The following is a 25,197-nucleotide window of genomic DNA, read 5'->3' on the forward strand; positions in this document are numbered from 1 at the left end:
TGGCCTTTTTCGCGAATTAACCGGACCACACTGATGCCCCCCAAGACCAAACTGTCGTGCCGAAATATCTGGAAGCTCTATGGCCCCAACGCAGATCGGCTTCTGCGGACAACCCCTGAACCTACGGCAGATGATATTCGCAAGGCAGGCGTGATCGGCGCAGTCCGCAACGCCAATATCGAGATCTCTGAAGGCGAGATTTTCGTCATCATGGGCCTGTCGGGGTCTGGCAAATCAACTCTGGTTCGGTGCTTGTCCCGGTTGATCGAGCCTACTGGCGGAGAAGTCCTGTTCGATGATGCTGACCTTTTGCGCGCCAGTGAGAAAGAACTGATTGAAATCAGGCGTCACAAGATGGGCATGGTGTTCCAGCATTTCGCGTTGCTGCCGCATCTGACCGTTTTGCAGAACGTAATGTTCCCGTTGACTATTCAGGCCACTCCCAAAGCCGAAGCCGACGCCAATGCCCGCGAGGTCGTGGAACTGGTCGGCCTGAAAGGTCGTGAAGATTATTATCCGCGCGAACTCTCGGGTGGACAGCAGCAGCGCGTGGGGATCGCCCGTTCGCTTGTGACTGAACCGGACCTTTGGTTTTTGGACGAGCCGTTTTCGGCCCTCGACCCATTGATCCGCCGCGAGATGCAGGACGAATTCCTGCGCCTGCAGGAGCGCCTGCACAAGACGATTGTCTTCATCACCCATGATTTTGAAGAGGCGGTCAGACTGGCTGATCGGATTGCCATCATGAAGGATGGTGAGGTGATCCAGATCGCCACACCAGAACAGCTTGTGATGCATCCTGCAACGGATTACGTCGCTGAATTCACACGGCATATCCCCCGGTCCAAAGTTCTGACAGTCGGTGGCGTCATGATGGCCGGGGCTGCTGGCGAAGGGGACCCGATCTTGCAATCGACCCGCGTGTCCGATGTGGCCGAACGGATCATTGCCGCAGACGCGCCGATCCCTGTTGCTGACAACAACGGGCAAGTCGTTGGCGCCATTGATCGCAAGGCCGTGGCGCACGTGCTGTTTGGCGGCGGAGACGTGGCATGACACGCCTGAACCGCAGTCAGATCATCATTCTGGTGCTCGTTCTGATCACGGTCATTCTTGGGTATTATGGTCGCGATCTGAGCAAGGCCTTGGATGCGCGCTGGCTGACAAAGTTCCCTTCGGCCTGGGTCATTCCGTTCAAGTCCTATATCTCGTTGGCAATGTCCTGGCTGATCGAAGATGCGGCCGTTGGTCCGATCTCGTTCACCGATATCACCCGCGCCATCGCATGGGTGATCGAACAGCCCTACAATCTGGTTCTTGCCCTGCTGGCCGACGGCTTTGTCAGCGGTCAGGGGAATGACGCGCAGGTCATCCTGCCTGCAATCAGCTGGATTGTGGTCATCACCGCCGTTGTCGCCTTGGGTCAATATTGCCGTGACTGGGGATTGGCCGCTTTGGTCGGGGCCTGCTTTATCTATCTTGCAGTTTTCGGACAATGGGACAGCGCCATGGTGACGCTGGCGTCGGTCCTGATTGCCGTACCAATTGGCGCAGGTGGAGGATTGCTGTTGGGCATTCTGGCCTATCGCCATCCGCTTTTTGAAAAGATCATCTCGCCCATTCTAGACTTGATGCAGACGATCCCGATCTTTGCTTATCTGGTGCCGATCCTGTTCATGTTTGGTTTTGGCCCAATCTCTGCCTTGGTCGCGACGATCATCTATGCGACCCCACCGATGGTGCGGATCACCACGCTGGCGCTGAAAGGCGTTGATCCCGAAATCCTGGATTTCGGGCGCATGGCGGGTACAACCCAGCGGCAGTTGATGTGGCGAGTGCTTGTGCCCTCGGCCAGCCACAGCCTGATGGTAGGCGTCAATCAGGTGATTATGCTGACCCTGAACATGGTCATCATCGCCTCGATGATTGGGGCAGGGGGGCTGGGCTTTGACGTACTCGCCGCGCTGCGCCGTCTGGACATTGGAGCAGGGTTCGAAGCCGGCATCGCCATCGTGGTACTGGCCATTGCCGTCGACCGTCTGAGCCAAGCCTTTGCCGAACGTATGGGGCAAGTGCATCATGAGGCTCCCGGCTCGTGGATCGCTCGTCATCGCCGGACGGTTTTGGTGCTGATTTTATTGGTGCTGACCTGGGTTCTGGGACAGTTCTCGCCACTGCTGCTGGAATACCCCCAAAGCCAGACCATCACGACCGGTGCGTTCTGGGATGACACTGTCGCGTACCTGAACGTCAACTATTTCGACACGTTCGAGGCCATCAAAGTCTTCTTTCTGACGTGGTTCATGATCCCGATCAAAACGGTTCTGCTGGGTATCCCATGGCCTTGGGCCATCGCGATGCTGACCTTGCTGGGATGGCACGCTGGCGGTTGGCGGCTGGCGCTGTTGTGTGGTGGGATGGCCTCATTGATCCTGCTTTCGGGCTTGTGGTCAAAGGCGATGGTAACCGTGTATCTGTGCGGTGCATCCGTCATATTGGCGACGCTGATCGGTGTGCCCCTGGGAGTTTTGTCGGCGCTGAACAAACGCGCCGGGACTGCCATCAACCTGCTGATCGACACGCTGCAAACCCTTCCCAGCTTTGTTTATCTGATCCCTGTCGTCATGTTGTTCCGGGTCGGTGATTTCACCGCCCTGATCGCCATCGTCCTCTATGCGCTGGCCCCAGCTGTCCGCTATGCCGCCCATGGCGTGCGCTCGGTCAGTGAGGAACTGATCGAGGCAGGTCTGGTCTCGGGCTGCACCCGTACGCAACTGTTGCGCCATATCCGCCTGCCGATGGCATTGCCTGAAATCCTGCTGGGCGTCAATCAGACGATCATGCTGGCGCTGTCAATGCTGGTGATCACCGCTCTCGTCGGCACCCGTGATCTGGGGCAAGAGGTCTACATCGCCTTGACCAAAGCCGATACCGGTCGCGGTCTGGTGGCCGGTCTGTCAATTGCCTTCATCGCCATCATCGCTGATCGGTTGATCAATGCCAGTGCCCGTCAGGCCCGCATCCGCTTTGGATTGGAGAGTTGATTTGAGCCATCCTGATCTGATGACCCGCATCCGCGCTCTGCCAATCTGGCAGGGTAAAATCGAGGCCACTCCTCTGACCGGTGGCATCACCAATGTGAACTTCAAGGTAACGGATGGCAGCGGGTCTTATGTGGTGCGTGTGGGCGACGACATCCCCCTGCATCAGGTGATGCGGTTCAATGAGCTGGCCGCCAGCAAGGCAGCCAATGCAGCGGGTCTGTCGCCTGCCGTGGTACATTCCTCAGGTGATCTGACAGTGCTGGAGTTCATCGAAAGCCGCACCTTGACGGAAGAAGATGTCCGCCATCCGAACATGCTGCCCCGTGTTCTGGAATTGGTCAAAACCTGTCATGTCGAAGTGCCGAAACACCTGCGCGGGCCGTCGCTGGTATTCTGGGTGTTCCACGTCATCCGGGACTATGCCGCAACACTGACCGAGAATGACAGCGCCCATGCAAAGCTAATCCCCGATCTGATCGACGCAGGCACGCTGCTGGAGCGTGAGGCAGGGCCGTATGACATCGTGTTCGGCCATAACGACCTGCTCTGTGGCAATTTTCTGGACGACGGCAATCGCCTTTGGCTGATTGACTTCGACTATGCCGGATTCAACTCGCCGCTTTTTGATCTGGGCGGGTTGGCGTCGAACAATGGCCTGTCGCCTGAACAGGAAGACTGGATGCTTGAAGCCTATTTTGAGGCCCCGATAACCGACGACCTGCGCCATCGATATGCGGCGATGAAATGCGCCTCGCTGCTGCGGGAAACCATGTGGAGCATGGTGTCCGAGATCACCTCGGATATCGACTTTGATTACGCAGCCTACACAGCTGAAAACCTGGCGCGGTTCCGCGCAGCCCTTACCGATTTCGAAAACACCTGAGGACAGACATGACCGACCTTCCTACAACAGCCAAAGCCGTCATTATCGGCGGCGGGATCATCGGCTGCTCGACCGCCTATCACCTGGCCAAGCTGGGCTGGACTGACACGGTGCTTCTGGAGCGCAAGAAACTGACTTCAGGCACCACGTTTCACGCCGCAGGGTTGGTTGGGCAGTTGCGTTCGAACGCAAATATCACGCAATTGCTGGGCTATTCCGTCGATCTGTACAACAAGATCGAAGAGGAAACCGGCCTCGGTACAGGCTGGAAGATGAATGGCGGCTTGCGCCTTGCTTGCAACGAAGAGCGCTGGACCGAAGTCAAACGGCAGGCCACGACAGCTCATTCCTTTGGTCTGGACATGCAACTTCTGACCCCATCCGAGGCGCAAGAGCTTTGGCCCTTGATGGATGTCTCCGACGTGATCGGCGCGGCCTATCTGCCGACTGACGGTCAGGCCAACCCGTCAGATATCACGCAGGCATTGGCCAAGGGCGCCCGCATGGCCGGGGCGAAGATATTCGAAGACACCAAGGTCATCGATATCGAGATTGAAGATGGCAAGATTCTTGCGGTAATCACCGAACATGGTCGGATCGAGTGTGAAAAGGTGATCTGCTGCGCCGGGCAATGGACCCGCACCTTTGCCAGCCGCTTTGGCGTCAACGTTCCTCTGGTTCCGATGGAACACCAGTACATGGTGACCGAACCTTTCGACGTGCCCGGCAATCTGCCCACTCTGCGCGATCCCGACCGGCTGACCTACTACAAGGAAGAAGTCGGAGGTCTGGTCATGGGCGGGTACGAGCCGAACCCGATCCCCTGGGCCACCAAGGGGATTCCGCAAGGTTTCCACTATACCCTTCTCGACAGCAACTTCGATCATTTCGAACAGCTTATGGAGCTTGCGCTGGGGCGCGTGCCTGCGCTGGAGAACACTGGCGTCAAAACGTTGACCAACGGGCCGGAAAGCTTCACGCCTGACGGCAATTTTATCATCGGCGAAGCGCCTGAGTTGAAGAATTTCTTCGTCGGCGCGGGCTTTAATGCCTTTGGCATCGCGGCTGGCGGCGGTGCAGGCATGGCGCTGGCGGAGTGGGTATTTAATGGTGAGCCGCCCTTCGATCTGTGGTCTGCTGATATTCGTCGCTTTGGCCGCCCGCATTTCGACACCGACTGGGTTCGCACCCGTACCGTTGAAGCATACGGTAAACACTACACGATGGCTTGGCCGCATGAGGAACATGACTCTGGCCGCCCCTGTCGCAAGTCGCCGCTTTACGACACGCTGAAAAAGCAAGGCGCGTGCTTTGGAGAGAAACTGGGCTGGGAACGCCCCAACTGGTACGCCGATGCATCAAAGGGCGAGACACCCAGGGATGAATACAGCTTTGGCCGCCAGAATTGGTTCAATGCCGTAGGTCGCGAACATAAAGCGGCACGCGAAGCGGCTGTGTTGTTCGATCAGACATCTTTCGCCAAATTCGCCCTTAAGGGTCCGGATGCACTGGCAGCGATGAACTGGATCTGTGCCAATGATGTGGACAAGCCGGTTGGCGCCCTTGTCTATACCCAAATGTTGAACAACAAGGGCGGGATCGAGTGCGACCTGACCGTTGGGCGTGTGGCTCATGATGAGTTCTACATCGTCACCGGTACTGGCTTCGCCACTCATGACTTCGACTGGATCGACCGCAGCATTCCCGAGGGTATGAATTGCCAGCTGTTCGATATCACCTCATCGAATGCAGTTCTGTCATTGATGGGACCAAAAGCGCGTGAGATTCTTGCGGCGGTGACGCGCGATGACGTCTCGAATAACGGGTTCAAGTTTGGCGCGATCTGCACCATCGGCATCGCCGGGTGTCCGGTCAAGGCGCTGCGTGTGACCTATGTTGGTGAATTAGGGTGGGAACTGCACCTGCCCGTGGAGTATGCACAGACCGTCTATGACGCGCTGATGGAGGCCGGGCGGCCGCATGGATTGATAAATGCGGGCTACAGGGCCATTGAATCGCTGCGCCTTGAAAAAGGCTACCGCGCCTGGGGTTCGGATATCGGGCCGGATCATACGCCGTTCGAAAGTGGCTTGGGCTGGGCCGTGAAACTCCGGAAGAATATTGATTTCAAAGGGCGTGCCGCCTCTGAGGCGCAAAAAACCGGCGGCGTAAAGAAGATGCTGGCATGTTTCACGGTTGAACCCGACGTTGTTCTTCTGGGGCGTGAAACGATCTATCGGAATGGCGAAAGAGTCGGGTGGCTGACCTCGGGCGGCTATGGCTACACCGTCGGAAAGTCGATCGGCTACGGTTACATCCGAAACGCAAAGGGCGTCGACGCGGAATACGTCACATCAGGGACATATGAATTGGATGTCGCAACTCAAAGGGTTCCATGCGAAGTGACACTGCAACCGCTGTACGACCCGCAGATGAGCCGGGTGAAAATCTGACCCGAGGGTGCCAGAGCTGATCAACTGACAAACACTCAGCGATCGGAACGCATAGGGAAAGCATGCTAACACGGCAAATCCGCCCCGAATGTCCGGAAAGTCGTTGAATTTGGCTGTTTTCGACCTATAAGCCGTTGATAAAGTTACAGTATTGTTACACTTCACGCCAATCTGAAGACTGAACTGCATGACTTCTCATTCAGCTTTCAGGGCAATCAACCCTTCATCCGTCGGAAATCGGATGACTTCAGCCGAAAGGACCGAAAATGGTAACTCCAGATGCGTTGACTGAACACGCGATGAAGATTGCTGATATTGCCTCGGAGTCCGCTATGCGTTTTTTTCGGGGTTCTTTAGGTGTTGAATTCAAGCAGGATGAAAGCCCGGTGACGCAGGCCGACAAGGCAGTTGAAGCAGAAGTACGGGCCTATCTGAATCAGCATTTCCCAGAGCATGGCATCTTTGGCGAAGAACACGGTCAGGAGGCTGGCGACGGGCGCCATATGTGGGTCATTGACCCCATTGACGGAACCCGATCGTTTCTGTCCGGCCATCCCTTGTTCGGATTCCTTTTGGCTCATTTATTGGATGGACAACCTCAGTTCGGACTGGTCGGAATGCCGGCCTTAGGTGAGACTTACTTGGGTGTAATTGGTGACGGCGCCCGCCTGAACGGGCGACCGGTACAGGTCGCGCAAACAACACGCCTGGATCAATCGGTTTTGTATGTGAATGAAGGGGACAAGATCTATCGCGACCATCCTGACCTGTTCACCCGGCTGATGACCGCAGGGCAGACGCGCCGATTTGCCTATGATTGTTACCCCCATGCCTTGCTTGCTTCGGGGCATGTCGATGCCGTCGTGGATTACGATTTGCAACCTTATGACTATCTGGCGGTCTCACCCCTTGTCACAGCTGCTGGCGGAGTGATGACCGATTGGCAGGGGCGCGCTTTGACCCTCGATTCAGATGGCGCGGTCGTTTCCGCCGCAACCCCCGAATTGCATGCCGAACTGCTTGACCTCATCAATGTTGAAAAATGAAAGTGTCGCGCAACCTCTGGAAACTAGTTCCCGCGATCAGATTTGAATAAATACAAGAAGACAAAAAGTGATCCTATTGACGTTGTGACGATTCCGACGGGCAACTCCTGCGGAGCCAGAAGAAGGCGTGACAAGATATCAGAGAGAGTCAGTAGAATTGCGCCCACGATGGCTGAGGCGACCAGCAGGTTTCGGTGCAGAGTTCCGGCGATGCCGCGTGCAATATGCGGTACCATCAACCCGACGAAGCCGATGACCCCGGCAACGGAAACGAAACTGGCCGTCGCCAACGCGGCAACGAAGAACATACTGAACCGCAAGCCCTGAACGGGAATACCCAGTGACGAGGCTGTAAAATCTCCGGTCAGCAATGCGTCAAGCCACCGGCTGCGATAAAGTGAATAGCTCAGGATCAGGCCCAATCCGATTAAGACAAGCGGGAACGTTTCCCATCTTGCCAGTCCCAAACCGCCAAGCATCCAGAATATCACCGAATGCGCAGCGCGATTGTCGCCAGAGAAAATCAGGTAATTGGTGATCGCGGAAAACAGAAAGGATACCGCCAAACCAGCCAGGATAAGTTTTTCAGGCGCGCTCGTGCGTAAGCCCTGAACCAGCGCCAGAACAATGCCGGATGCGATCAGACCGCCGCAAAACGCCGCCAACGGCAACGTCCAGATGCCCAATACATCACCTGTGACCGTGATCACCAGAACGGCGCCAGCAGCTGCACCAGAGGACAGACCGAACAGAAACGGATCTGCCAGATCGTTTCGCGTCGTTGTTTGCAAAACAACACCAACGACGCCCAGCCCCGCGCCAATCACGGCAGCAAACAGGGCGCGGGGCAGGCGAAGGTCGAAGACGATCCGGTGCAAGGGCGACATGTCTCCGTCCACCAGACCGGTTCCAAGACCGATGGCTGTAAAAACTTCGCGCAGGGGGATAGGAGTGGTCCCGTAGACGATGGACAACAGCAAAAGGGCGGTCAGAACAACCGCCCCCAACAAAATCAAACGGCCCAATTGGACCATATCAGTTGGTCTCCGGGTGCATGGCCTTCGCCATTTTCTCGATCGCCTCGATGTTTGCCGGGCCGGGCGTCAGTTCTTCGTAACGCAGGCCAATCCAGCGTTCGTTCTTTACCGCGTCCGTTTGTGACATCACCGGATGATCCTTCAGGAACTGAAAGGTGTCCTCTGCGCCGTTGCCGGACTGATAGTCGAGCAGCACCAGAAATTCCGGGTTAGCCGCTGCCACGGCTTCCCACGACGTGCGGCCCCAGCTGGTATCCAGATCATGTGTCACGTTTTCGCCACCGGCGGCTGCGATCATTGCATCGGGAATGGCGAACTTGCCGGCAGTAAACGGAGCATCGGCCGGTCCGTCCAGCAGGAACACGCGGGGCTTTGCCAGATCGGCTGTTTTTGCTTCAATGGCGGACAGTTGGTCCTTCCAGTTGGCAACCAGCGCTTCGGCCTCGTCCTCGAGCTGCATGACCATGCCCAGACGCAGAACGTCACCAAACAAAAGGTTCATGCTGGCCTCGGGGCGATTCTTGTCCAGATGCACGCAGCTTTCGGTCAGGACCATGGTCTTGATACCAAAGGGTTCCAGGGTGTCGGGCGTGACATCGCCACCGGGTTTCATGCCATAGTACCAACCGGCAAAGAACAGATCGGGCTCGACGGCCACAAGGTTTTCAATGGTCGGGTATTTGGGGGCAAGTTCTGGGATATCGCCACGCTGAGCATCAAAATCGGGGCTTGTTTTGTACCAGCCGGTAATTCCGGTAAGCCCCACAATCTTGTCCTGAAGGCCGAGTGCAAAGGCCATATCCGTCATGTTCATGTCGTGCACGACCAGACGCTCGGGCGCCGTTTCAAAAACAAGCGGTTCGCCGCAGTTGTCCACCGTGACGGCCTCTGCTGCTGCGCCACTTGCCAAGCCAGTGAAAACAACCACTGGCCAGAGTTTGTGCATCATTTTTAGCTCCTGTTATGATGACAGTTTTCGTTTTCGGATGTCCAGCGCCGGGATCATGCGGCCTTCGTGCTGAAAGCACAGATAATCCACACCAAATGTGTCACGTACCCGGTCTGTGGTCAGAACTTCGCTGACAGGCCCGAACCCGGTCAGGCGCGTGGCTTTCATCAACGCCACATGGCTGGCGAATTCCGGGATCATGACCAGATCATGGACGATCATGACGACCGTTACCCCCAGGTCAGCGACCAAGGACAGCATGTGCCCCTTGGCATCCGGGTCCAGATGGTTGGTTGGTTCGTCCAGAAACAACAAAGACGGATTCTGGGCCAATGCGCGAGCGATATGTGCGCGCTGACGTTCACCGCCCGACAGTTGGCTCATCTGTTTGTTTGCGAAATGCGACAGTTCGGTCGTCGTCAGCACCCGTTCAAGATCAGCTTTATGTTGAGCCGTCGATCGTTCATCCTGAATCGGGATTTGTCCCAGCGCAACATAGTCTTGCAGCCGCATCCGTCCATCGGGCGTTTCCTGCTGTCCGACCACAGCAATGGATCGGGCGCGTTGGCGGGCGGACAGAGTGCGAAGGCTTTTGCCTTGAATCCAAACATCACCCAACGCAATCCTTTCGATCCCGCATAGCAGTTTCAGCAGAGTGGTCTTACCGGCACCGTTCGGCCCGGCAATTGCCAGAATTGATCCTTCTTCAAGACGAAAGGACACGTCCTGCAACAGGATATCACCATTGAGAGCGTAGTACTCCAGATCCTCGGCAACCAGAAAACTCATGACGACCCTCGGGATGGCAAAGCGGGTATTCGCGACAGGGTCTTTGCAAAGAGGGCAGGAGGACGGTCCGAGGCGCTGGTCCAGCCATCGTCGCTGTCGCCGAACTGCGTCGCGAATTCGACCAGTGCAGCCAGGTCGTGTGATGTCTTAATGTCGCCGAACAGGTATTGGGCTTTGCCTGCGGCCTGAAATCCAACGGTCATGGCCCGTTCACAACCTGCCATGCAGGCCACCATTCGGGTTTCAAAACCGTCAGGCAACTGAGCGTCCAGTGCGTCTTGCGCGGCCTCGGCAGGCATCGTCCCCTGACATGTTGAACAGATCAGAACGTAGTGATCAGAATAGCAGGCCATTGCCATCTCCGTCGTTTGCCAGATGCAGACAGAGGGCAAATACCCATATATTACGCAAACGCGCCATCAAGCCTCCTTCGGGGACGCCCCGCCCCGGGTTGGTTTACCATGCGATGGCAGGTCTCCTGACTTGCGGGTCAAGGCTCGGCCCACCTTCCCAACCCTTTCGGATCAGTGGTACAGTGGCGTCGCTCACCGCTTACAGTTGCGGGGGCAGTCACGGACTTGGCGCATCCCTGCGCCGCACCGTATTCCCATTTTCATCCCTTACGGAACCATCCCGATCAGCTAGTCCGGCTACGCAAGACTTGTCAAGCGGCAGACGATGAGGGGTGGTGGAAGGATATGCGATAGTTGAACCGACTATCCTGTTCACGCCAACCCGGACCGAATGGTGTCAATAGTCCGATACAAGCAGGAAATCCGGCTCTGCATCTTCTTCGACCTTTGAAAACCGCGGGATTGGCTCTTCAAAGACATTGTCCGTACGGTCGTCATTCACGGTCGAAACCTCGCCAATAAGGCAATCGCCGCGCTCCGCCCAGAAAGCGTGCCAGATGCCGGGCATCAGAGTTACACTTTGCCCCGGCTTCAGCCGCAAGTGCTCTCCGGGTTGCAAGGTTACAGGGCAGGCATCGCTGGGGACCGTCACCGGGTTGTCGCGGTCAACGCCACCGTTTGGATCCGACGCATAGATTTCCAGAACGAGGTCGCCGCCGCCCCGGTTGATGATGTCTTCTGCTTTGACGATATGCCGGTGCATCGGAGAAAGCTGATTGTCTTTCGAGATCAACAGTTTTTCCGCATAGAGCATCCCGCGCCCGGATTTCAGATCCTTCGCCTCACCATTGCGCAGAGTGAACAGAAAAAGTCCAAGTTCGTCGAAACGGCCTTGTGCGTAATCGGTGATGTCCCATCCCAGCCCGCGGTTGCGAATCGTTTCCGCCAGAGGGCTGCGCATTTGCTCTGGCGTCCAATTCGCAAAGGGTGGCAACACGGCACCGAAGGACTGAATAAACGCGTGTGCCTGGGATTTGATACGGTTGATTTCAGATCGCTTCATTGTGCCATTCTAAAGATCAAAGCTCATGCGCCCAAGGCGGTTCCGCCCCGGCTCGGGATACGGTCACTGCGGCCACATCCGCGCCCAGTTCCATAGCCGTTCGCAAGTTTTCCGCAGTCAATCCGCGCAGACCTGATTTGGTCAGATGCCCTGCACGGCTGAGACCGGTCAGGACGCCAGCGTTGAACGTGTCACCTGCGCCGATTGTGTCGACCACTTCAACGGGCTTCACAGGAACTGAGACTTCTGAACCATCTGCCAGGTAACCGTGCGCCCCGTCGCTGCCACGCGTGACGATGATAGCGGTTGGACCCGCCTGCAACAGCATAGACGCCTTCGCGGCTTCGGGTTCGTTACCCGGAATGATCCAGTCCAAGTCCTCGTCCGAAACCTTGACGATATCTGCTCGTGAGATCATGCGGTTCAAACGCGTTCTAAATCGGGTGTGATCCTTGATGAAACCCGGGCGGATATTCGGATCAAGCATCACAGCCCGGTCGAAACCGTGGCGGTCCAGGAGGGCGGCATAAGCATCTGCGCAAGGTTCACAGGCAAGGCTGATACCACCGAGATACAGAGCGGAAACCGCTGGAAGTTGATCGGGCAAGTCTTCGGGCAGCAACATCCGACCCGCCGTGTTTTCATCAACAAAGCTGTAAGACGCGTGCCCATCAGAAAGCTGTACAAAGGCAAGCGTGGTCGGGCGGTCCGAGATAATCACATGCGTCGTGTCCACATGACTGGCTTTTAGGGCATCGATCAGTTGCTGCCCGAACATATCCGATGACAAACCTGTCAGCATTCCAACCGGCACGCCCAGACGCCCCATCGCAACAGCTGTGTTCAGAACTGCACCACCGGTATGTGGCACAAAACCCAGTGCACCCGACACGGTCGGTTCTGAGATCATATCTATCAGCGCTTCACCACAGCACAGGATCATGTCTTGGTCCTTCTTGGAATAGAAATTTCGGTTAGTCTGGTTACTGTCTCAGCGCGTTCTTGCAGAAGTTGTTTGCGCCGATGATCCCGAACTCTGCCTGTTCAGACACGTAGAGGTTCAGGGAACGGCGCAAATCGCTGAAGCGGCCGCCGCCGTTGAACGCATCCTTGAAGTTGTCACTGAAAAGCCAGCGGTTTTTCTCGGCAACGCCGCCCACAAGGAAAACGCCTCCCTCTGGCATTAAGGTGACCGCCAGATCACCCATCAATGCACCCAGATGAGTGGTAAAAATCTGCGCCGTTTTTTCGGCGATGAGATCGGTGCCGCTGCGGGCATCGTTCAGAATTTCTTTCGCAGAGCGCACCTGTGCCCGCGCCTGACCGGCTGCCAATTCAACCGCCTGATACAGTACCGGTAGGCCGGTGCCACTCAGGAACATTTCTGCTTCCAGCGCCAGGCTGTCCCCAAAGAAACAGCCCGGTGCGATACGACGCGCCGCTTCAAAGATATCAACTTCTTCGCGATGGCGCGGGTACAGACCCACATGCCCGCCTTCGCCGGAAACCGTATGATATCTGCCTTCTGAGTAAAGCAAGGCGCCAACGCCGAGCCCGGTTCCGGGGCCAACAACCAATCGCGTGCCTGCGGGCGGCGTTGCTTGTCCCTGCAAGACGGCAACATCCGACCGGGTCACCTCGGCTACCGACCATGCCGCGGCGGTAAAATCATTTATGACAAAGGTGCGCTGCGCTCCTGTTGCATTTGCCAACTCTGTCTCCGAGAGATCCAGGTTTGCGTTGGTCAGTTGAATAGTCCCATCCCTGACGGGCCCCGCGCCCGCAGCTACGACGGCCTGTGGATTTGTGCCGATTTCGTCTCTGAGATCATGGAACGCCTCCAACAGGTCTTCCAATGTCCCCGTCGGATGTTTCCGAAGATCTGCCAATTCGCCATTCGTGACGACGCCCAAACGTGTGTTCGTGCCACCAATATCCGCAACCAAGTTCCAATGCTCATGCACAGCCCCGAATGGTTGCGCTAACGGTTGAGAGACGTTCTGACCCTCGGACAGGGCGGATTTTAGCGCCATGAAAGACGCTTTGGGCGTTCTCGCAAGTGTTTCGAAATCCACGTCCACCAGTCCAAACCTCTTCTCGTACCCGAAGGCCCATTCGTAATTGTCCAGTAGCGACCAGACAAAATAGCCATTCACCGGAACACCTTGTGTCAAAGCGTCCTGCACGGCCACGAGGTGCCGGTCGAGATAATCGATACGATCATCGTCCTGCACGCGCGCCTCACTCGCCATACCGTTTTCGGTGATATAGATTGGCATCGCGCCCGTATAGTCTTTCGTTGTTCTGATAAGAAAGCGGGTGAGGGCAGAGGGCTCAATTTCCCATCCCATCTGCGTTTTCGGCAAAGGCCCGGGAACCTCTTGCAGGCTGGGCCAGGCGGTGTCCGCCGGGGCGATCAATTTTCGGGTATAGTAGTTCAACCCGCACCAATCGACCTGTGCTCCGATGGTTTCAAAGTCGTTCTGCCAGCCCTTGGGCAGGTGTGGCTCCAATCCCACCAAGGCTGTTTGGGGATATTCTCTTTTGAAAATCCCGGCAAGGAAGAACCGGTTATAAATCGCGTCGTAGCGATCTGCGGCAAGCTGCGCTTCCGCGCTGTCATCTGCTGGCTCGGACCATTCGAGGTTGAACACAGCGCCCAGATTGCTCATGCCAAGACTGCGCATGCTCTGAATGGCCCTGCCGTGGGCCAACAAAACGTGATGCATCGCTCGCGCAGCGGCGCGGATGTCGCGCAGACCGGGCGCATGGTGGCCTTCAAAATGACTCAGCCAACTGACACACCAGGGTTCGTTGATCGGCGCGGCGCTGAACATCCGGTCACCGATCCGACCCATGATGACCTGCGTATAATCCGCGAACCAATCCGCGATATCGCGATTGCACCACCCCCCCTGATCCGCAAGCGCTGACGGTAGTTCCCAATGATAAAGCGTCACACAGGGGCGGATACCGCGCTCCAGCAGGGCGTCCGCCAATCGGTCATAATAGTCCAACCCCGCCTGATTGACCTGACCACGCCCTTCCGGCAATACACGTGCCCAACTTGTCGAAAAGCGATAACAGTCAAACCCGGCTTCGCGCACTAGATCGAAATCCTGCTCGAACCGGTTCAGGTGATCGCAGGCCACGTCTCCGTTTTCTCCGCGCACCACGTTGCCCGGCGACGCCGCAAAGGTATCCCAATGAGTCTGCCCCGCACCGCCCTGTGCATGGCCTTCAATCTGGTACGCAGAGGTGGCAACACCAAAGAGGAAATCTTTGGGGAAATCAGCGCGTGAGTGTTTCATGGCTACAACCTGTTGGGCGCAGGGCCGGTTGACCTGCCAACTACCAGTTCGGCCTCCAGCAATCTAGTTTTGACTGGATCATTCGGAGATTTGATGCGCTGGATCAACATGTCAGCAGCCATTTCACCTGCCTGCCGGACGGACGAGCGCGTTGCGGTGAAGATAGGTACATCCTGCCCGTTCTTCAAATAGGACAGGTCGTCGTCATGGGCGATCACTGATACATCCGCACCCATCTCAAGCCCGCTTTCGGACAGAGCGCGCCGCACACCGATGGCGGATATCATCGACGAACACAGAATCGCAGTCGGAGGGGTGTCCAGGCGCAACATGTTTTGCGTTTCGTGGTGGCCGTAAACCTCTGTCATTTCAGCGCTGCGCATCAGATTTGCATCGGGCGCAAGCCCGGCCCGCCCAAGCGCCTCAAGATATCCGTCGCGGCGGCGTTGGGCGAAATCCATATCTTCCAAACCGTTGATCAGAGCGATACGGCGATGGCCAAGGTCAATCAGAAAGCGCGTGGCACGCATGAACGAGCTTTTGTTGTTCACATCGATCCAGTCATACAAAGTGTCGACGCCGGTTGAGCGTCCGTGCACGATGAATGGGACGCCCATGCGGGTCAGGACTTCGATCCGTGGTTCGTTCACTTTGGGGCCTTGCAGCACGACTCCGTCCACCGCGCCCCGCTGAAAGAGACTCCGATACGCTTCTTCAATCGAGGTGTCGTCGGCGTTGGTGAACATCATGTCATAGCCATGTTCAGCGTATTTCTTTGCGGCACCGGCGACGAAATCCCCGAAGATCGGGTTGACCATTTCATGTTGTGACGAGCTGGGAATCACGTGGCCGATTACCATGGATCGTCCGGTTGCAAGCCCTTTGGCACGACTGTTCGGCCGGTACCCATGTTTGTGCGCCGCAGCTTGAACGCGCGCACGTGTGTCCTCGCTCACTTCAGGGTACCCGTTCAACGCCCGGCTGACCGTAGTTTGCGAAAGACCCAGAACTTCGGAGAGCTGCTTCAGGTTCATTTTACGATTCAAAGCGCCTTCAATTGAGTGGTTCTTTTTTGTTTTGTGAGCAAATGCTGCTTCCGTCAACTTATTTTGCGTGGAAAGCAGAAAATATAAGTAATTTTGGCGATGGGAAGCAAAATGTTGACAGAGAGCTATTGTTAGCGGATAACACGCAATATCCAAAGCGCTTTGAAAGCGAGTCTTTGAGCGCACGATAGCTTGGGAGGAGGATTTGATGAAAAACGCGCTTTACGCAGGTGCGGCGGCACTCGCCCTGGTAGCCGGATCAGTTCAGGCGGAGGGTGAGTTGATCCACGCCGTCGGCGAGGGCAGTTTTGACTGGGATGGGTTTCAGGCCTTTGCCGAAGCAAATGACCTGTCCGGCGAAAGCCTGACTATTTTCGGCCCCTGGCTGGCTGGCGAGGGCAAGTCTTTCGAGAACCTTGTGGCCTATTTCGACGAAGCAACAGGTGCGAATTCCAGCTATGTGGGCTCGGACTCTCTGGAACAGCAAATCCTGATTGATGCAGCCGCAGGTTCCGCGCCGAACCTGACTGTTTTCCCGCAGCCCGGTCTGGCGGCAAACCTCGCCAAGCAGGGGTATCTGACACCTTTGGCCGAGGGCTCGGCGGACTGGATAAAGGAAAACTTTGCTGCCGGTCAGTCCTGGGTGGATCTGGGAACGTTTCAAAACGCCGACGGAGTAGACGATTTCTACGGTTTCTTCTTCAATGTGAACGTCAAGTCTCTGGTCTGGTACGTGCCCGAAAACTTCGAAGACTTTGGGTATGAAGTGCCCGAAACCATGGAAGAGTTCAAAGCTCTGATGGATCAGATGGTCGAAGACGGTGAAACGCCCCTATGCGTCGGTCTGGCCTCGGGTGGCGCAACGGGTTGGCCCGCAACGGACTGGGTCGAAGACCTTATGCTGCGCACGCAACCACCAGAAGTCTATGATCAATGGGTTTCCAACGAGATCAAGTTCGATGATCCCCGCGTCATCGCTGCGATTGAGGAATATGGCAGCTTTACCCGCAATGACGAATATGTGGTTGGTAATGCAGACGACACGGCGGCAATTGACTTCCGGGACAGCCCCAAGGGTCTATTCGATAGCCCGCCGGCTTGCATGATGCATCGGCAAGCGTCGTTTATTCCCGCCTATTTCCCTGAAGGCACGGAATTGGGGGTGGACGCTGACTTCTTCTATTTCCCGGCTTACGCCGAAAAAGACCTGGGCACACCAGTGCTCGGGGCAGGGACACTGTTCACGATCACGAACCCGAACCCGGCCACCGAAGCATTCATGGAGTTCCTGAAGACGCCATTCGCTCATGAGATCATGATGTCGCAGGATGGCTTCCTGACGCCCCACCTGGGTGCAGACCCCGAGAACTACTCGAATGATTCACAGCGCGGACAGGGTGAAATCCTGACCAACGCAACAACCTTCCGCTTTGACGGGTCTGACCTGATGCCGGGTGCGGTTGGGGCAGGTACTTTTTGGACGGGGATGGTCGATTACTCTTCGGGTGCAAAAGATGCAGCCACCGTGGCACGTGAAATCCAGGCATCCTGGGACGCAGCCAAGTGACCAACTCATGGGGCGGTCCTAGGGCCGCCCCACTTGCCAAACGGATGGGCGCACCATGACACCCGCACTTCAAGGCCTGCTGACGATCGCTATCGGCGTGTCGGGTTGCGTAGGCTACTTCTACTTTTCCAACCAGTTTCTGGACAAAATCCTGTTTCCGCCGCGTGGTCCGAATGCGGGCCGAAACATCAACCGCGCGAACTTGATCCGTCCATGGTTGTTCCTGTTCCCGGCGCTTGCTGCGCTGGGGCTTTATCTGGCGTATCCGGTGGTTGAAACCTTGCGCCTTTCGCTTACGGAACGTGTGCCCGGTGGCGGATACCGATGGGTTGGCCTGGACAACTATACCCAAATGGCGGCTGAGCCGAAGTTTTGGGAAGCCATGCGCAACAACATGTTCTGGTTGATTGTCGTACCAGCCATGTCAACGGCTTTTGGTCTTCTCGTGGCGCAACTGACTGACCGCATCCGCTGGGGCAACTTTGCCAAGTCCTTGATCTTCATGCCGATGGCCATTTCGTTTGTTGGTGCATCGGTGATCTGGAAACTGGTTTATGACGCGCGAACAGCTGAACAAGACCAGATAGGAATCCTGAACGCGCTGTACATCTTCTTCGGCGGCACCGAACCCAACACGTGGTTAACAATTCCCTTCTGGAACAGTTTCTTTCTGATGGTTGTCCTGATCTGGATTCAGACGGGTTTCGCCATGGTCATTCTGTCGGCGGCCTTGCGCGGTATTCCCGAAGAAACCATCGAGGCGGCCATTTTGGATGGGGCCAATCCCTTTCAGATCTTCTTCAAGATCAAGGTGCCGCAGATCAAAACCACAATCCTTGTTGTTTGGACGACGATCACGATCACCGTTCTCAAAGTGTTCGACATCGTCTTTGCCATGACCAACGGCCAGTGGGAGACGCAGGTGCTGGCAAACTACATGTATGACAAGCTTTTCCGCGCCAATGACTGGGGCGTCGGGTCGGCCTCGGCCATGGTGATCATGTTGCTTGTTGCGCCGATCCTCGTCTGGAACGTGCGCAATGCACGCAAGGAGATGGAGTAAGCCATGAGCGATATCGCAGGAACGAAACCCGCGCTCAGATGGGTGGTGCATCTGTCAGTCGTCTTTCTTGTGGCCCTTTGGGTCATCCCCACGCTTGGCTTGCTGATTTCGTCCTTTCGGACGGCAGATCAGATATCGTCCAGCGGCTGGTGGCGGTCGCTGTTCCCCTCCGAACAAAACCTGACCCTTCGCAGTGCCGCACCGGAGACGCAGGTGCTGGAAAACGGAGTGTATGTCATTCAGGGGGCGTTGTTCGGAGAAGATGAGCAAGCAACGATTTCCAGATGGGGTATCAGTTCGCGCGAGGTAGATGCGTTTGAGCCGGGCCAAACAGCAAAACTGCGGCGAGGTGGCACGATCACGGTGGATGCGGTTGGCAACTACCGGATGGAGAACACCGAAGAGTTCACAGGTGATCGCGGCGCACGCATCTTTGTTACGGCCGAATTGCCGCCCGAGTTCACTTTAAAAAATTACCAAAAGGTTCTTCTGGATCAAAGCAGTACAGACAGCATGGCCAAGGCGTTCTTCAACACGCTGACAGTGACTATCCCAGCGACCATAATCCCGATTCTGGTTGCCGCCTTTGCAGCTTATGCGCTGGCGTGGATGGATTTCCCCGGACGGGCCTTGCTGATCGCGGCCGTTGTTGGCCTTTTGGTCGTGCCGCTTCAATTGGCCTTGATCCCGTTGCTGAAATTTCACCTCAATATCGGGATCGGTAAAGGATACCTGGGCGTCTGGCTTGCGCATACAGGGTTTGGGATGCCCCTGGCGATTTACCTGCTGCGTAATTACATGGCTGGATTGCCGCGTGATCTGATCGAAAACGCCCGCGTCGACGGCGCCACCGAGTTTCAGATCTTTACCAAACTGATCCTGCCACTCAGCTTCCCGGCGCTGGCGTCTTTCGCAATCTTCCAGTTCCTGTGGACATGGAATGACCTGCTTGTTGCCAAGGTTTTCCTGATCGACGCGACCGGCCAGACAACCGTGATGACGAACCGCATCGTCGAGTTGCTGGGTACACGTGGCGGCAATTGGGAAATCCTTGCGACCGCTGCCTTTGTCTCGATCTTCGTGCCGCTGGTCGTCTTCTTCGCAATGCAAAAATACCTGGTCCGCGGCCTGTTGGCCGGATCTGTCAAATAGAGGCGTCTGATGAACGTGCAGAACAACCTTGAACAATGCAAAGCAACGAAACTGTCTTCGGACTGGTGGCGCGGGGGGGTGATCTATCAGATCTACCCACGCAGTTTTCAGGACAGCAACGGCGATGGGATCGGCGATCTGAAGGGCATCACTGCGCGACTGGACTACATCGCCTCTCTGGGCGTTGATGCAATCTGGATCTCGCCGTTTTTCAAATCGCCGATGAAGGATTTTGGCTACGATGTCAGCGATTACCGCGATGTCGATCCCATGTTCGGGTCGCTGGCGGATTTCAAAGAGCTTCTGGATCAGGCCCATGCGAAGGGTCTGAGGATCATGATTGATCTGGTTCTGTCGCATACATCAGATCAGCACCCTTGGTTCAGCGAAAGCCGCAGCAGTCGAGAGAACCCGAAATCCGACTGGTATGTTTGGGCGGACCCCAAACCGGATGGCACGCCTCCGAACAACTGGCTTTCGATCTTCGGCGGCTCGGCCTGGCAATGGGATGCCCGACGCCTGCAATATTATCTGCACAACTTCCTGACATCGCAGCCGGATCTGAATTTCCACTGTCCGGCTGTTCAGGATGCGTTGCTGGACGTGGCGCGGTTCTGGCTTGATCTGGGTGTGGATGGTTTTCGGCTGGATACCATCAATTTCTATTTCCACGACAAGGCGCTGCGCGACAATCCCGCGCTGCCGATGGATCAACGCAACGCCACGATCGCACCGGCAGTGAATCCTTACAACCATCAGGATCACCTATTTTCAAAAAGCCAGCCCGAGAACATCGCCTTCCTCGAACGACTGCGGGCTTTGACGGACGAATATGAAGGCCGAGCTTGCCTGGGCGAGGTCGGAGATGCGCAGCGCGGGCTCGAGGTCATGGGCGAGTACACATCTGGGGATAAACGGATGCACATGTGCTATGCCTTCGAATTCCTGGAAAACCGCGCATTGACAGCCGCTTACACCAGGCACGTTTTTGATCAGTTAGAGGCGAAGGCAGGGGACGCGTGGCCATGTTGGGCGTTTTCCAACCACGACGTGCAGCGTCACGTCTCGCGCTGGAATTTGGACGACGCCGCGGCCCGCCAGCACGCGGTTCTGATGATGTGCCTGCGCGGCTCTGCCTGCCTCTATCAGGGCGAGGAGCTGGGCCTGCACGAAGCGGATGTGCCGTTCGAGAAACTGCAAGACCCTTATGGCATCGAGTTCTGGCCCGAATACAAGGGCCGCGACGGCTGCCGCACACCGATGGTTTGGGCGGCACAAGATGAACAATCGGGTTTCAGCACCGCAGAACCCTGGCTGCCGGTTAGCGCACAGCAGGCCGGGCATGCGGTAGACCGATTGGAGGCGGATCCACATTCGATGTTGAATCACTACCGTCGCGCCATTGCCTTGCGGCATGCGCATCCTGCTTTGGCAATGGGGGCGCAGACCGGGATGACAGAAACGGGTTCGGTTCTGTCTTTTGTACGTGAGGATTCACATGAGCAGATATTCTGTGCGTTCAATCTTGGTGCAGACACTGCCGAGTTCAAACTGCCCGAAGGCGGTTGGCAGGTCATGGGTCAGGACTTGGGCGGTATTGAGGGAAGCGGCAACGTTATCCTGAACGCGGCGCAGTTCATCCTGATGTTTAGGAAAAAGGGATAACGAATGTCTGAACTCAACCTTACAGATGTCGCCAAGTCCTATGGCCCTGTCGATGTTTTGAAGAACATCAATCTCGACATTGAACAGGGCGAACTGATCGTTTTTGTTGGTCCTTCCGGATGTGGCAAGTCCACCCTGTTGCGGATGATCGCTGGGCTGGAGAAGATTACAGGCGGCACGCTGGAAATTGAAGGGCAGGTTATGAACGATGTTCCGCCTGCACAGCGGGGCATCGCGATGGTGTTCCAAAGCTACGCCTTGTATCCCCACATGACCGTTCGCGAAAACATGGCCTTTGCCCTGAAAATTGCAAAAATGCCCGCAGCCGAGATTGATGCTGCCGTAGATCGTGCCGCTCAAATCCTTCAGCTGGAACCATTCCTGGACCGCCTGCCAAAAGCTCTTTCCGGGGGCCAACGTCAAAGGGTTGCCATCGGACGCGCGATTGTACGTGACCCAAAGGTGTATCTGTTCGACGAACCCCTCTCAAACCTCGACGCAGCACTTCGGGTGGCCACACGGATTGAGATCGCGCGCCTGAAAGAGGCTATGCCTGACAGCACCATGATCTACGTGACCCACGATCAGGTCGAGGCCATGACTCTGGCCAGTCGGATCGTGGTTTTGGCCGACAAGGGCATCGCGCAGGTCGGGACACCGCTCGAGCTTTATGAAACTCCAGACAACGAGTTTGTTGCGCAGTTCATCGGGTCGCCCTCCATGAACCTGCTGTCCGGCACAATCACTGGAACCGGCGAAACGACAACCGTTGAACTGTCATCAGGCGGGATTGCAAAGTCCGCGGTTCCAACTGAAGACAGTGACCTGGGTAAAAAGGTTAATATCGGGGTGCGTCCCGAAGACTTGGCCACGACAAAGGAAACCGCGATTCTGTCCGGGAAAGTGGATTTTACCGAAGCCCTAGGCGAAGTCACGTTGCTGTATTTTGAGCAAGCCGATGGTGCGGATGCGGTGATTGCGAAACTGCCGGGGATTCAGCGAAACCTGCGTGGCCAGACAGTCTCGGTCACCGCCGCACCGGATAAGGTGCATCTGTTCCACAACGGATTATCCATGCGCAATTAGCAACGAAATGCAGTTCTTGACAGAGTTGCATTTTGCGTTTCACCATATTTGAAACGTTTCAATGGTGAAGAATGAGGGTATCAGCGCAGCTTTACACGATCCGGCAATGCGGTGACCTCGCGGACCAACTGAAGTTGGTTTCCGTTTGTGGGTTTTCGGATATCGAAACCACCGGGCTGCATGACATGACACCGCAAGAGATGGCACGTATCGTCCATCAATCAGGTCTTAACCTTCGTTCTGCACATTTCGATTGGGAGGAGTTCAACGAGCGTTTCGACGACATCGTTGAAGTACTGCATCTTTTGGAATGCCAGGTGGCGGTCATGCCTTGGCTGGCGCCACAGGCGCGGCCCGGCACTGTCGAGGGATGGAAGGCAGTGTCGGGCCAGTTGTCCGATTGGGCAGATCGACTGAGGGATCACTGCATCAGTCTAGCCTACCACAACCACGACTTTGATCTGAATGGCGAGCCGGGTGAAACGCCTCTTGATCAGATTCTCGCGCAGGGAAACATCTATTGGCAGCCTGATATCGGTTGGCTCGTTGCGGCGGGTCAGTGCCCAGCTGATTTGATCACGCGACACGCGACACGCATCCTGTCTGTCCACGCAAAGGACGTGGACCCGCAGGGCGGATCAGGTGACGGGCGTTGGCGTGATCTGGGTGAGGGTGTTGTCGATTGGGACGCCACGTTACGAGCCCTTCTAAGGACCAAGTGCACCGACCTTTTTGTCGAGCATGATGAAACCGCAGATCACAAGCGTACTTTGCAAACAGGCCGGTCGTTTTTGACTGAACAGCTTGAGGGTATCGGCTGATGGCGCGGGCAACGATCAAATCGATTGCCAAAAAAACCGGCTATTCAGTCGGAACAGTGTCAAACGCCCTGCGCGGAGCCCCTTCGGTAAAGCGCGAAACGCGGGAAGAAATTCAGAACGCGGCTTCCGAGCTTGGGTACCGGGTCAATCTGGATGGCCTGAAACTGCGCACCAATAAATCCTACAGGATTGCGGTATTGGTCAGCGTTTCAGACAACGCCGCTGATGAGTGGGAGGGTGTGGAGTTTACGAGGATCTTGGCCGGAATATCCGACGCGGTTCAGGGATCTCGCTATCAGTTGAGCGTCTTCAGCATACGAGATGGCGACGCCGCGCTGCGGACCCTTCACACTATCGTGCAGGAAGGGTTGGCAGATGGGGTGATCTTTTCCGGAACACGGGTGAATGACCAGCGTATCGCCTATCTGCAAGATAAAGGTTTTCCGTTTGTCACATACGGCATGAGCGACAGTGTCGAACCGCATCCCTACGTGGATCTCGACAGTCAGGCTGCCGCTTTTGATGCGACGGCTCGGCTGCTGGCATTGGGGCACAAGCGGATTGCGCTTATCAACCCGCCGGATGACCTGATCTATGCGCACCAGCGTCGCCAGGGATATTCAGATGCTCTGTCGGCAGGTGGCATAGAGTTTGACCCGGCACTTGTTTTCCCCGGCCCGACCACCGCGAAAACCGGGCAAAGGGCCTTTGCGGCGCTCATGCGAATGCGCAACCGACCAAGCGCCATTATTTGCGCCAACGAGGCGATGACCCTTGGCGCCTTGTCCGGAGCCGCCGATATGGGTGTTCAAGTCGGCAGGGATGTCGTCCTAATTTCAAACGACGACCTGAAACTCAGCCAGTATTTCGTCCCCCCGCCCAGCACCTACTATTTGCCGATTGGCGAGACCAGCCGCCTGCTGGGTGAATTCATGCTAAAAGCACTGGACGGCGTTGATCCGTCCGAAACTCAAAAAAAGATCAGGGCCACATTGATCGAGCGACAACCTGACACCCCGGCGCCGGGTACGGCGCAGACCAACTGAGCCAACAGAGGAGAAACCGAACATGTTCAAAAACCTATTAGCCGCTGCAACGCTTGCAATGCTGACAGCGTCGGCGGCTTTTGCCGCCGATCTGGAAGGTCGCGTACTCAAGATCGGAACGGATGCAACCTACCCCCCGATGGAAACCGTCGACGAAACAACCGGTGAAATCGTAGGCTTTGATGTCGATGTGATGAATGCAATCTGCGAAAAGATCAATTGCGTTCCGAATTTCGTAAACACCGCCTGGGACGGCATATTTGCAGCGCTTCAGCAGGGTGAATTCGATCTGGTCATCTCGGGCGTATCGATCACGCCCGAGCGTGAAGAGACTATGGACTTTTCCGAACCTTACATCGTTGTCAGTCAGGCCATTTTGCTGCAGGTCGACAACGCGGATATGACGCTTGAGGATTTCAAAGCGGGTGGCCAGAAACTGGCGGCACAAACCGCGACGACTAATGCTCAGCTGGCGGAAGAGCTTGTGGGGCGCGGGAATGTCAGCCTCTACGACAACTTTTCGGCGGCTATTCTGGCGCTGCAGAACGCAGACGTGCAAGGGGTGATCATTGATGGTACGTCCGCCGCTGCCTACGAGCAGGAGTTTGCCGGAGAGCTGACCGTAGGCATCACAGGCCTGCAATCGGATCCATTGGGTATCGTGTTTCAGGAAGGTGACCCGACGGTGGATGCAATTGATGCCGGTCTCGCAGCCATTCAGGAAGACGGCACGCTGGACACGCTGAAAGCCAAATACTGGGGCACAAACTGATCCTTCAAGCCCTTTTGGGCCCGGCGGCTGAGGTTGCCGGGCCATGTTTCA

Annotated in this window: 21 protein-coding genes, 1 pseudogene and 1 riboswitch; of the genes and pseudogenes, 13 read left to right on the forward strand and 9 right to left on the reverse strand. The window is 56.3% G+C overall.

Annotated elements, in window-relative coordinates:
- Positions 1-33 precede the first annotated feature (33 nt).
- The 5 genes from D1823_RS19425 (at position 34) to D1823_RS19445 (ending at position 7,426) form a co-directional block, all read left to right on the forward strand.
- On the forward strand, positions 34-1,056 hold the full coding sequence (locus D1823_RS19425; RefSeq protein WP_117873172.1) for a glycine betaine/L-proline ABC transporter ATP-binding protein: 1,023 nt from the start codon (positions 34-36) through the stop codon (positions 1,054-1,056).
- Positions 1,053-3,044, forward strand: coding sequence for a proline/glycine betaine ABC transporter permease (locus tag D1823_RS19430; RefSeq protein WP_117873174.1), 1,992 nt, complete (start codon positions 1,053-1,055; stop codon positions 3,042-3,044). Before D1823_RS19425 ends, D1823_RS19430 begins: the two co-directional genes overlap by 4 nt.
- Positions 3,045-3,063: 19 nt before the next feature.
- Positions 3,064-3,927, forward strand: coding sequence for a phosphotransferase (locus tag D1823_RS19435; RefSeq protein WP_162896909.1), 864 nt, complete (start codon positions 3,064-3,066; stop codon positions 3,925-3,927).
- 8 nt (positions 3,928-3,935) lie between these two features.
- A complete protein-coding gene (locus D1823_RS19440) occupies positions 3,936-6,380 on the forward strand; it encodes an FAD-dependent oxidoreductase (protein ID WP_117873178.1) in 2,445 nt (814 codons plus the stop codon).
- Positions 6,381-6,712: 332 nt separating this feature from the next.
- Positions 6,713-7,426, forward strand: coding sequence for an inositol monophosphatase family protein (locus D1823_RS19445; RefSeq protein ID WP_371415319.1), 714 nt, complete (start codon positions 6,713-6,715; stop codon positions 7,424-7,426).
- A gap of 23 nt (positions 7,427-7,449) precedes the next feature.
- Here the strand turns inward: D1823_RS19445 and D1823_RS19450 are convergent, their stop codons facing one another.
- From D1823_RS19450 to D1823_RS19485, 9 genes and pseudogenes are all read right to left on the reverse strand, one after another.
- Positions 7,450-8,460, reverse strand: a complete 1,011-nt coding sequence (locus tag D1823_RS19450) for an iron ABC transporter permease (protein ID WP_117873182.1) — start codon at positions 8,458-8,460, stop codon at positions 7,450-7,452.
- Between the two features lies 1 nt (position 8,461).
- Complete coding sequence (locus tag D1823_RS19455) at positions 8,462-9,412, reverse strand: ABC transporter substrate-binding protein (protein WP_371415320.1); 951 nt, start codon at positions 9,410-9,412, stop codon at positions 8,462-8,464.
- A 12-nt stretch (positions 9,413-9,424) separates the two neighbouring features.
- Entirely contained in the window at positions 9,425-10,201 is a 777-nt protein-coding gene (locus D1823_RS19460) for an ABC transporter ATP-binding protein (protein WP_117873184.1), read from the reverse strand.
- Positions 10,198-10,554 (reverse strand): DUF1636 domain-containing protein, encoded by a 357-nt coding sequence (locus D1823_RS19465; protein WP_117873186.1) that lies wholly within the window; start codon positions 10,552-10,554, stop codon positions 10,198-10,200. Before D1823_RS19465 ends, D1823_RS19460 begins: the two co-directional genes overlap by 4 nt.
- Before the next feature lie 97 nt (positions 10,555-10,651).
- A riboswitch (cobalamin riboswitch) is annotated at positions 10,652-10,849 on the reverse strand.
- 102 nt (positions 10,850-10,951) lie between these two features.
- Positions 10,952-11,617 carry a D-lyxose/D-mannose family sugar isomerase gene (locus D1823_RS19470; protein WP_117873188.1) on the reverse strand — a complete coding sequence of 222 codons (666 nt, stop codon included), beginning with the start codon at positions 11,615-11,617 and terminating at the stop codon, positions 10,952-10,954.
- A 16-nt stretch (positions 11,618-11,633) separates the two neighbouring features.
- Complete coding sequence (locus tag D1823_RS19475; RefSeq protein ID WP_117873190.1) at positions 11,634-12,560, reverse strand: carbohydrate kinase; 927 nt, start codon at positions 12,558-12,560, stop codon at positions 11,634-11,636.
- 40 nt (positions 12,561-12,600) lie between these two features.
- On the reverse strand, positions 12,601-13,650 hold the full coding sequence (locus D1823_RS22165) for a glucokinase (protein WP_254683882.1): 1,050 nt from the start codon (positions 13,648-13,650) through the stop codon (positions 12,601-12,603).
- Positions 13,627-14,928, reverse strand: a pseudogene (locus D1823_RS22170) (GH1 family beta-glucosidase); the annotation flags it as partial. The gene D1823_RS22165 and the pseudogene D1823_RS22170, both read right to left, overlap by 24 nt.
- A 2-nt stretch (positions 14,929-14,930) precedes the next feature.
- Entirely contained in the window at positions 14,931-15,962 is a 1,032-nt protein-coding gene (locus tag D1823_RS19485) for a LacI family DNA-binding transcriptional regulator (RefSeq protein WP_117874029.1), read from the reverse strand.
- Positions 15,963-16,182: 220 nt separating this feature from the next.
- Between D1823_RS19485 and D1823_RS19490 the strand changes: the two genes are divergently transcribed.
- From D1823_RS19490 to D1823_RS19525, 8 genes are all read left to right on the forward strand, one after another.
- Positions 16,183-17,541 carry an ABC transporter substrate-binding protein gene (locus tag D1823_RS19490; RefSeq protein ID WP_117873193.1) on the forward strand — a complete coding sequence of 453 codons (1,359 nt, stop codon included), beginning with the start codon at positions 16,183-16,185 and terminating at the stop codon, positions 17,539-17,541.
- Between the two features lie 55 nt (positions 17,542-17,596).
- A complete protein-coding gene (locus tag D1823_RS19495) occupies positions 17,597-18,604 on the forward strand; it encodes a carbohydrate ABC transporter permease (RefSeq protein WP_117873195.1) in 1,008 nt (335 codons plus the stop codon).
- A gap of 3 nt (positions 18,605-18,607) precedes the next feature.
- Positions 18,608-19,756 carry a carbohydrate ABC transporter permease gene (locus tag D1823_RS19500; protein ID WP_117873197.1) on the forward strand — a complete coding sequence of 383 codons (1,149 nt, stop codon included), beginning with the start codon at positions 18,608-18,610 and terminating at the stop codon, positions 19,754-19,756.
- 9 nt (positions 19,757-19,765) lie between these two features.
- Complete coding sequence (locus tag D1823_RS19505) at positions 19,766-21,421, forward strand: alpha-glucosidase (protein WP_117873199.1); 1,656 nt, start codon at positions 19,766-19,768, stop codon at positions 21,419-21,421.
- A 3-nt stretch (positions 21,422-21,424) separates the two neighbouring features.
- A complete protein-coding gene (locus D1823_RS19510) occupies positions 21,425-22,507 on the forward strand; it encodes an ABC transporter ATP-binding protein (RefSeq protein WP_117873201.1) in 1,083 nt (360 codons plus the stop codon).
- Positions 22,508-22,578: 71 nt separating this feature from the next.
- Positions 22,579-23,328 carry a sugar phosphate isomerase/epimerase gene (locus tag D1823_RS19515; RefSeq protein WP_117873203.1) on the forward strand — a complete coding sequence of 250 codons (750 nt, stop codon included), beginning with the start codon at positions 22,579-22,581 and terminating at the stop codon, positions 23,326-23,328.
- Positions 23,328-24,374, forward strand: coding sequence for a LacI family DNA-binding transcriptional regulator (locus D1823_RS19520; protein WP_117873205.1), 1,047 nt, complete (start codon positions 23,328-23,330; stop codon positions 24,372-24,374). The genes D1823_RS19515 and D1823_RS19520 overlap by 1 nt, the downstream gene beginning before the upstream one ends.
- Before the next feature lie 22 nt (positions 24,375-24,396).
- The gene (locus tag D1823_RS19525; protein WP_117873207.1) at positions 24,397-25,146 is read left to right on the forward strand and encodes a basic amino acid ABC transporter substrate-binding protein; all 750 of its coding nucleotides are present in this window, start codon (positions 24,397-24,399) and stop codon (positions 25,144-25,146) included.
- Positions 25,147-25,197: the final 51 nt, after the last annotated feature.

This window comes from Ruegeria sp. AD91A (assembly GCF_003443535.1).
Lineage (GTDB): Bacteria > Pseudomonadota > Alphaproteobacteria > Rhodobacterales > Rhodobacteraceae > Ruegeria.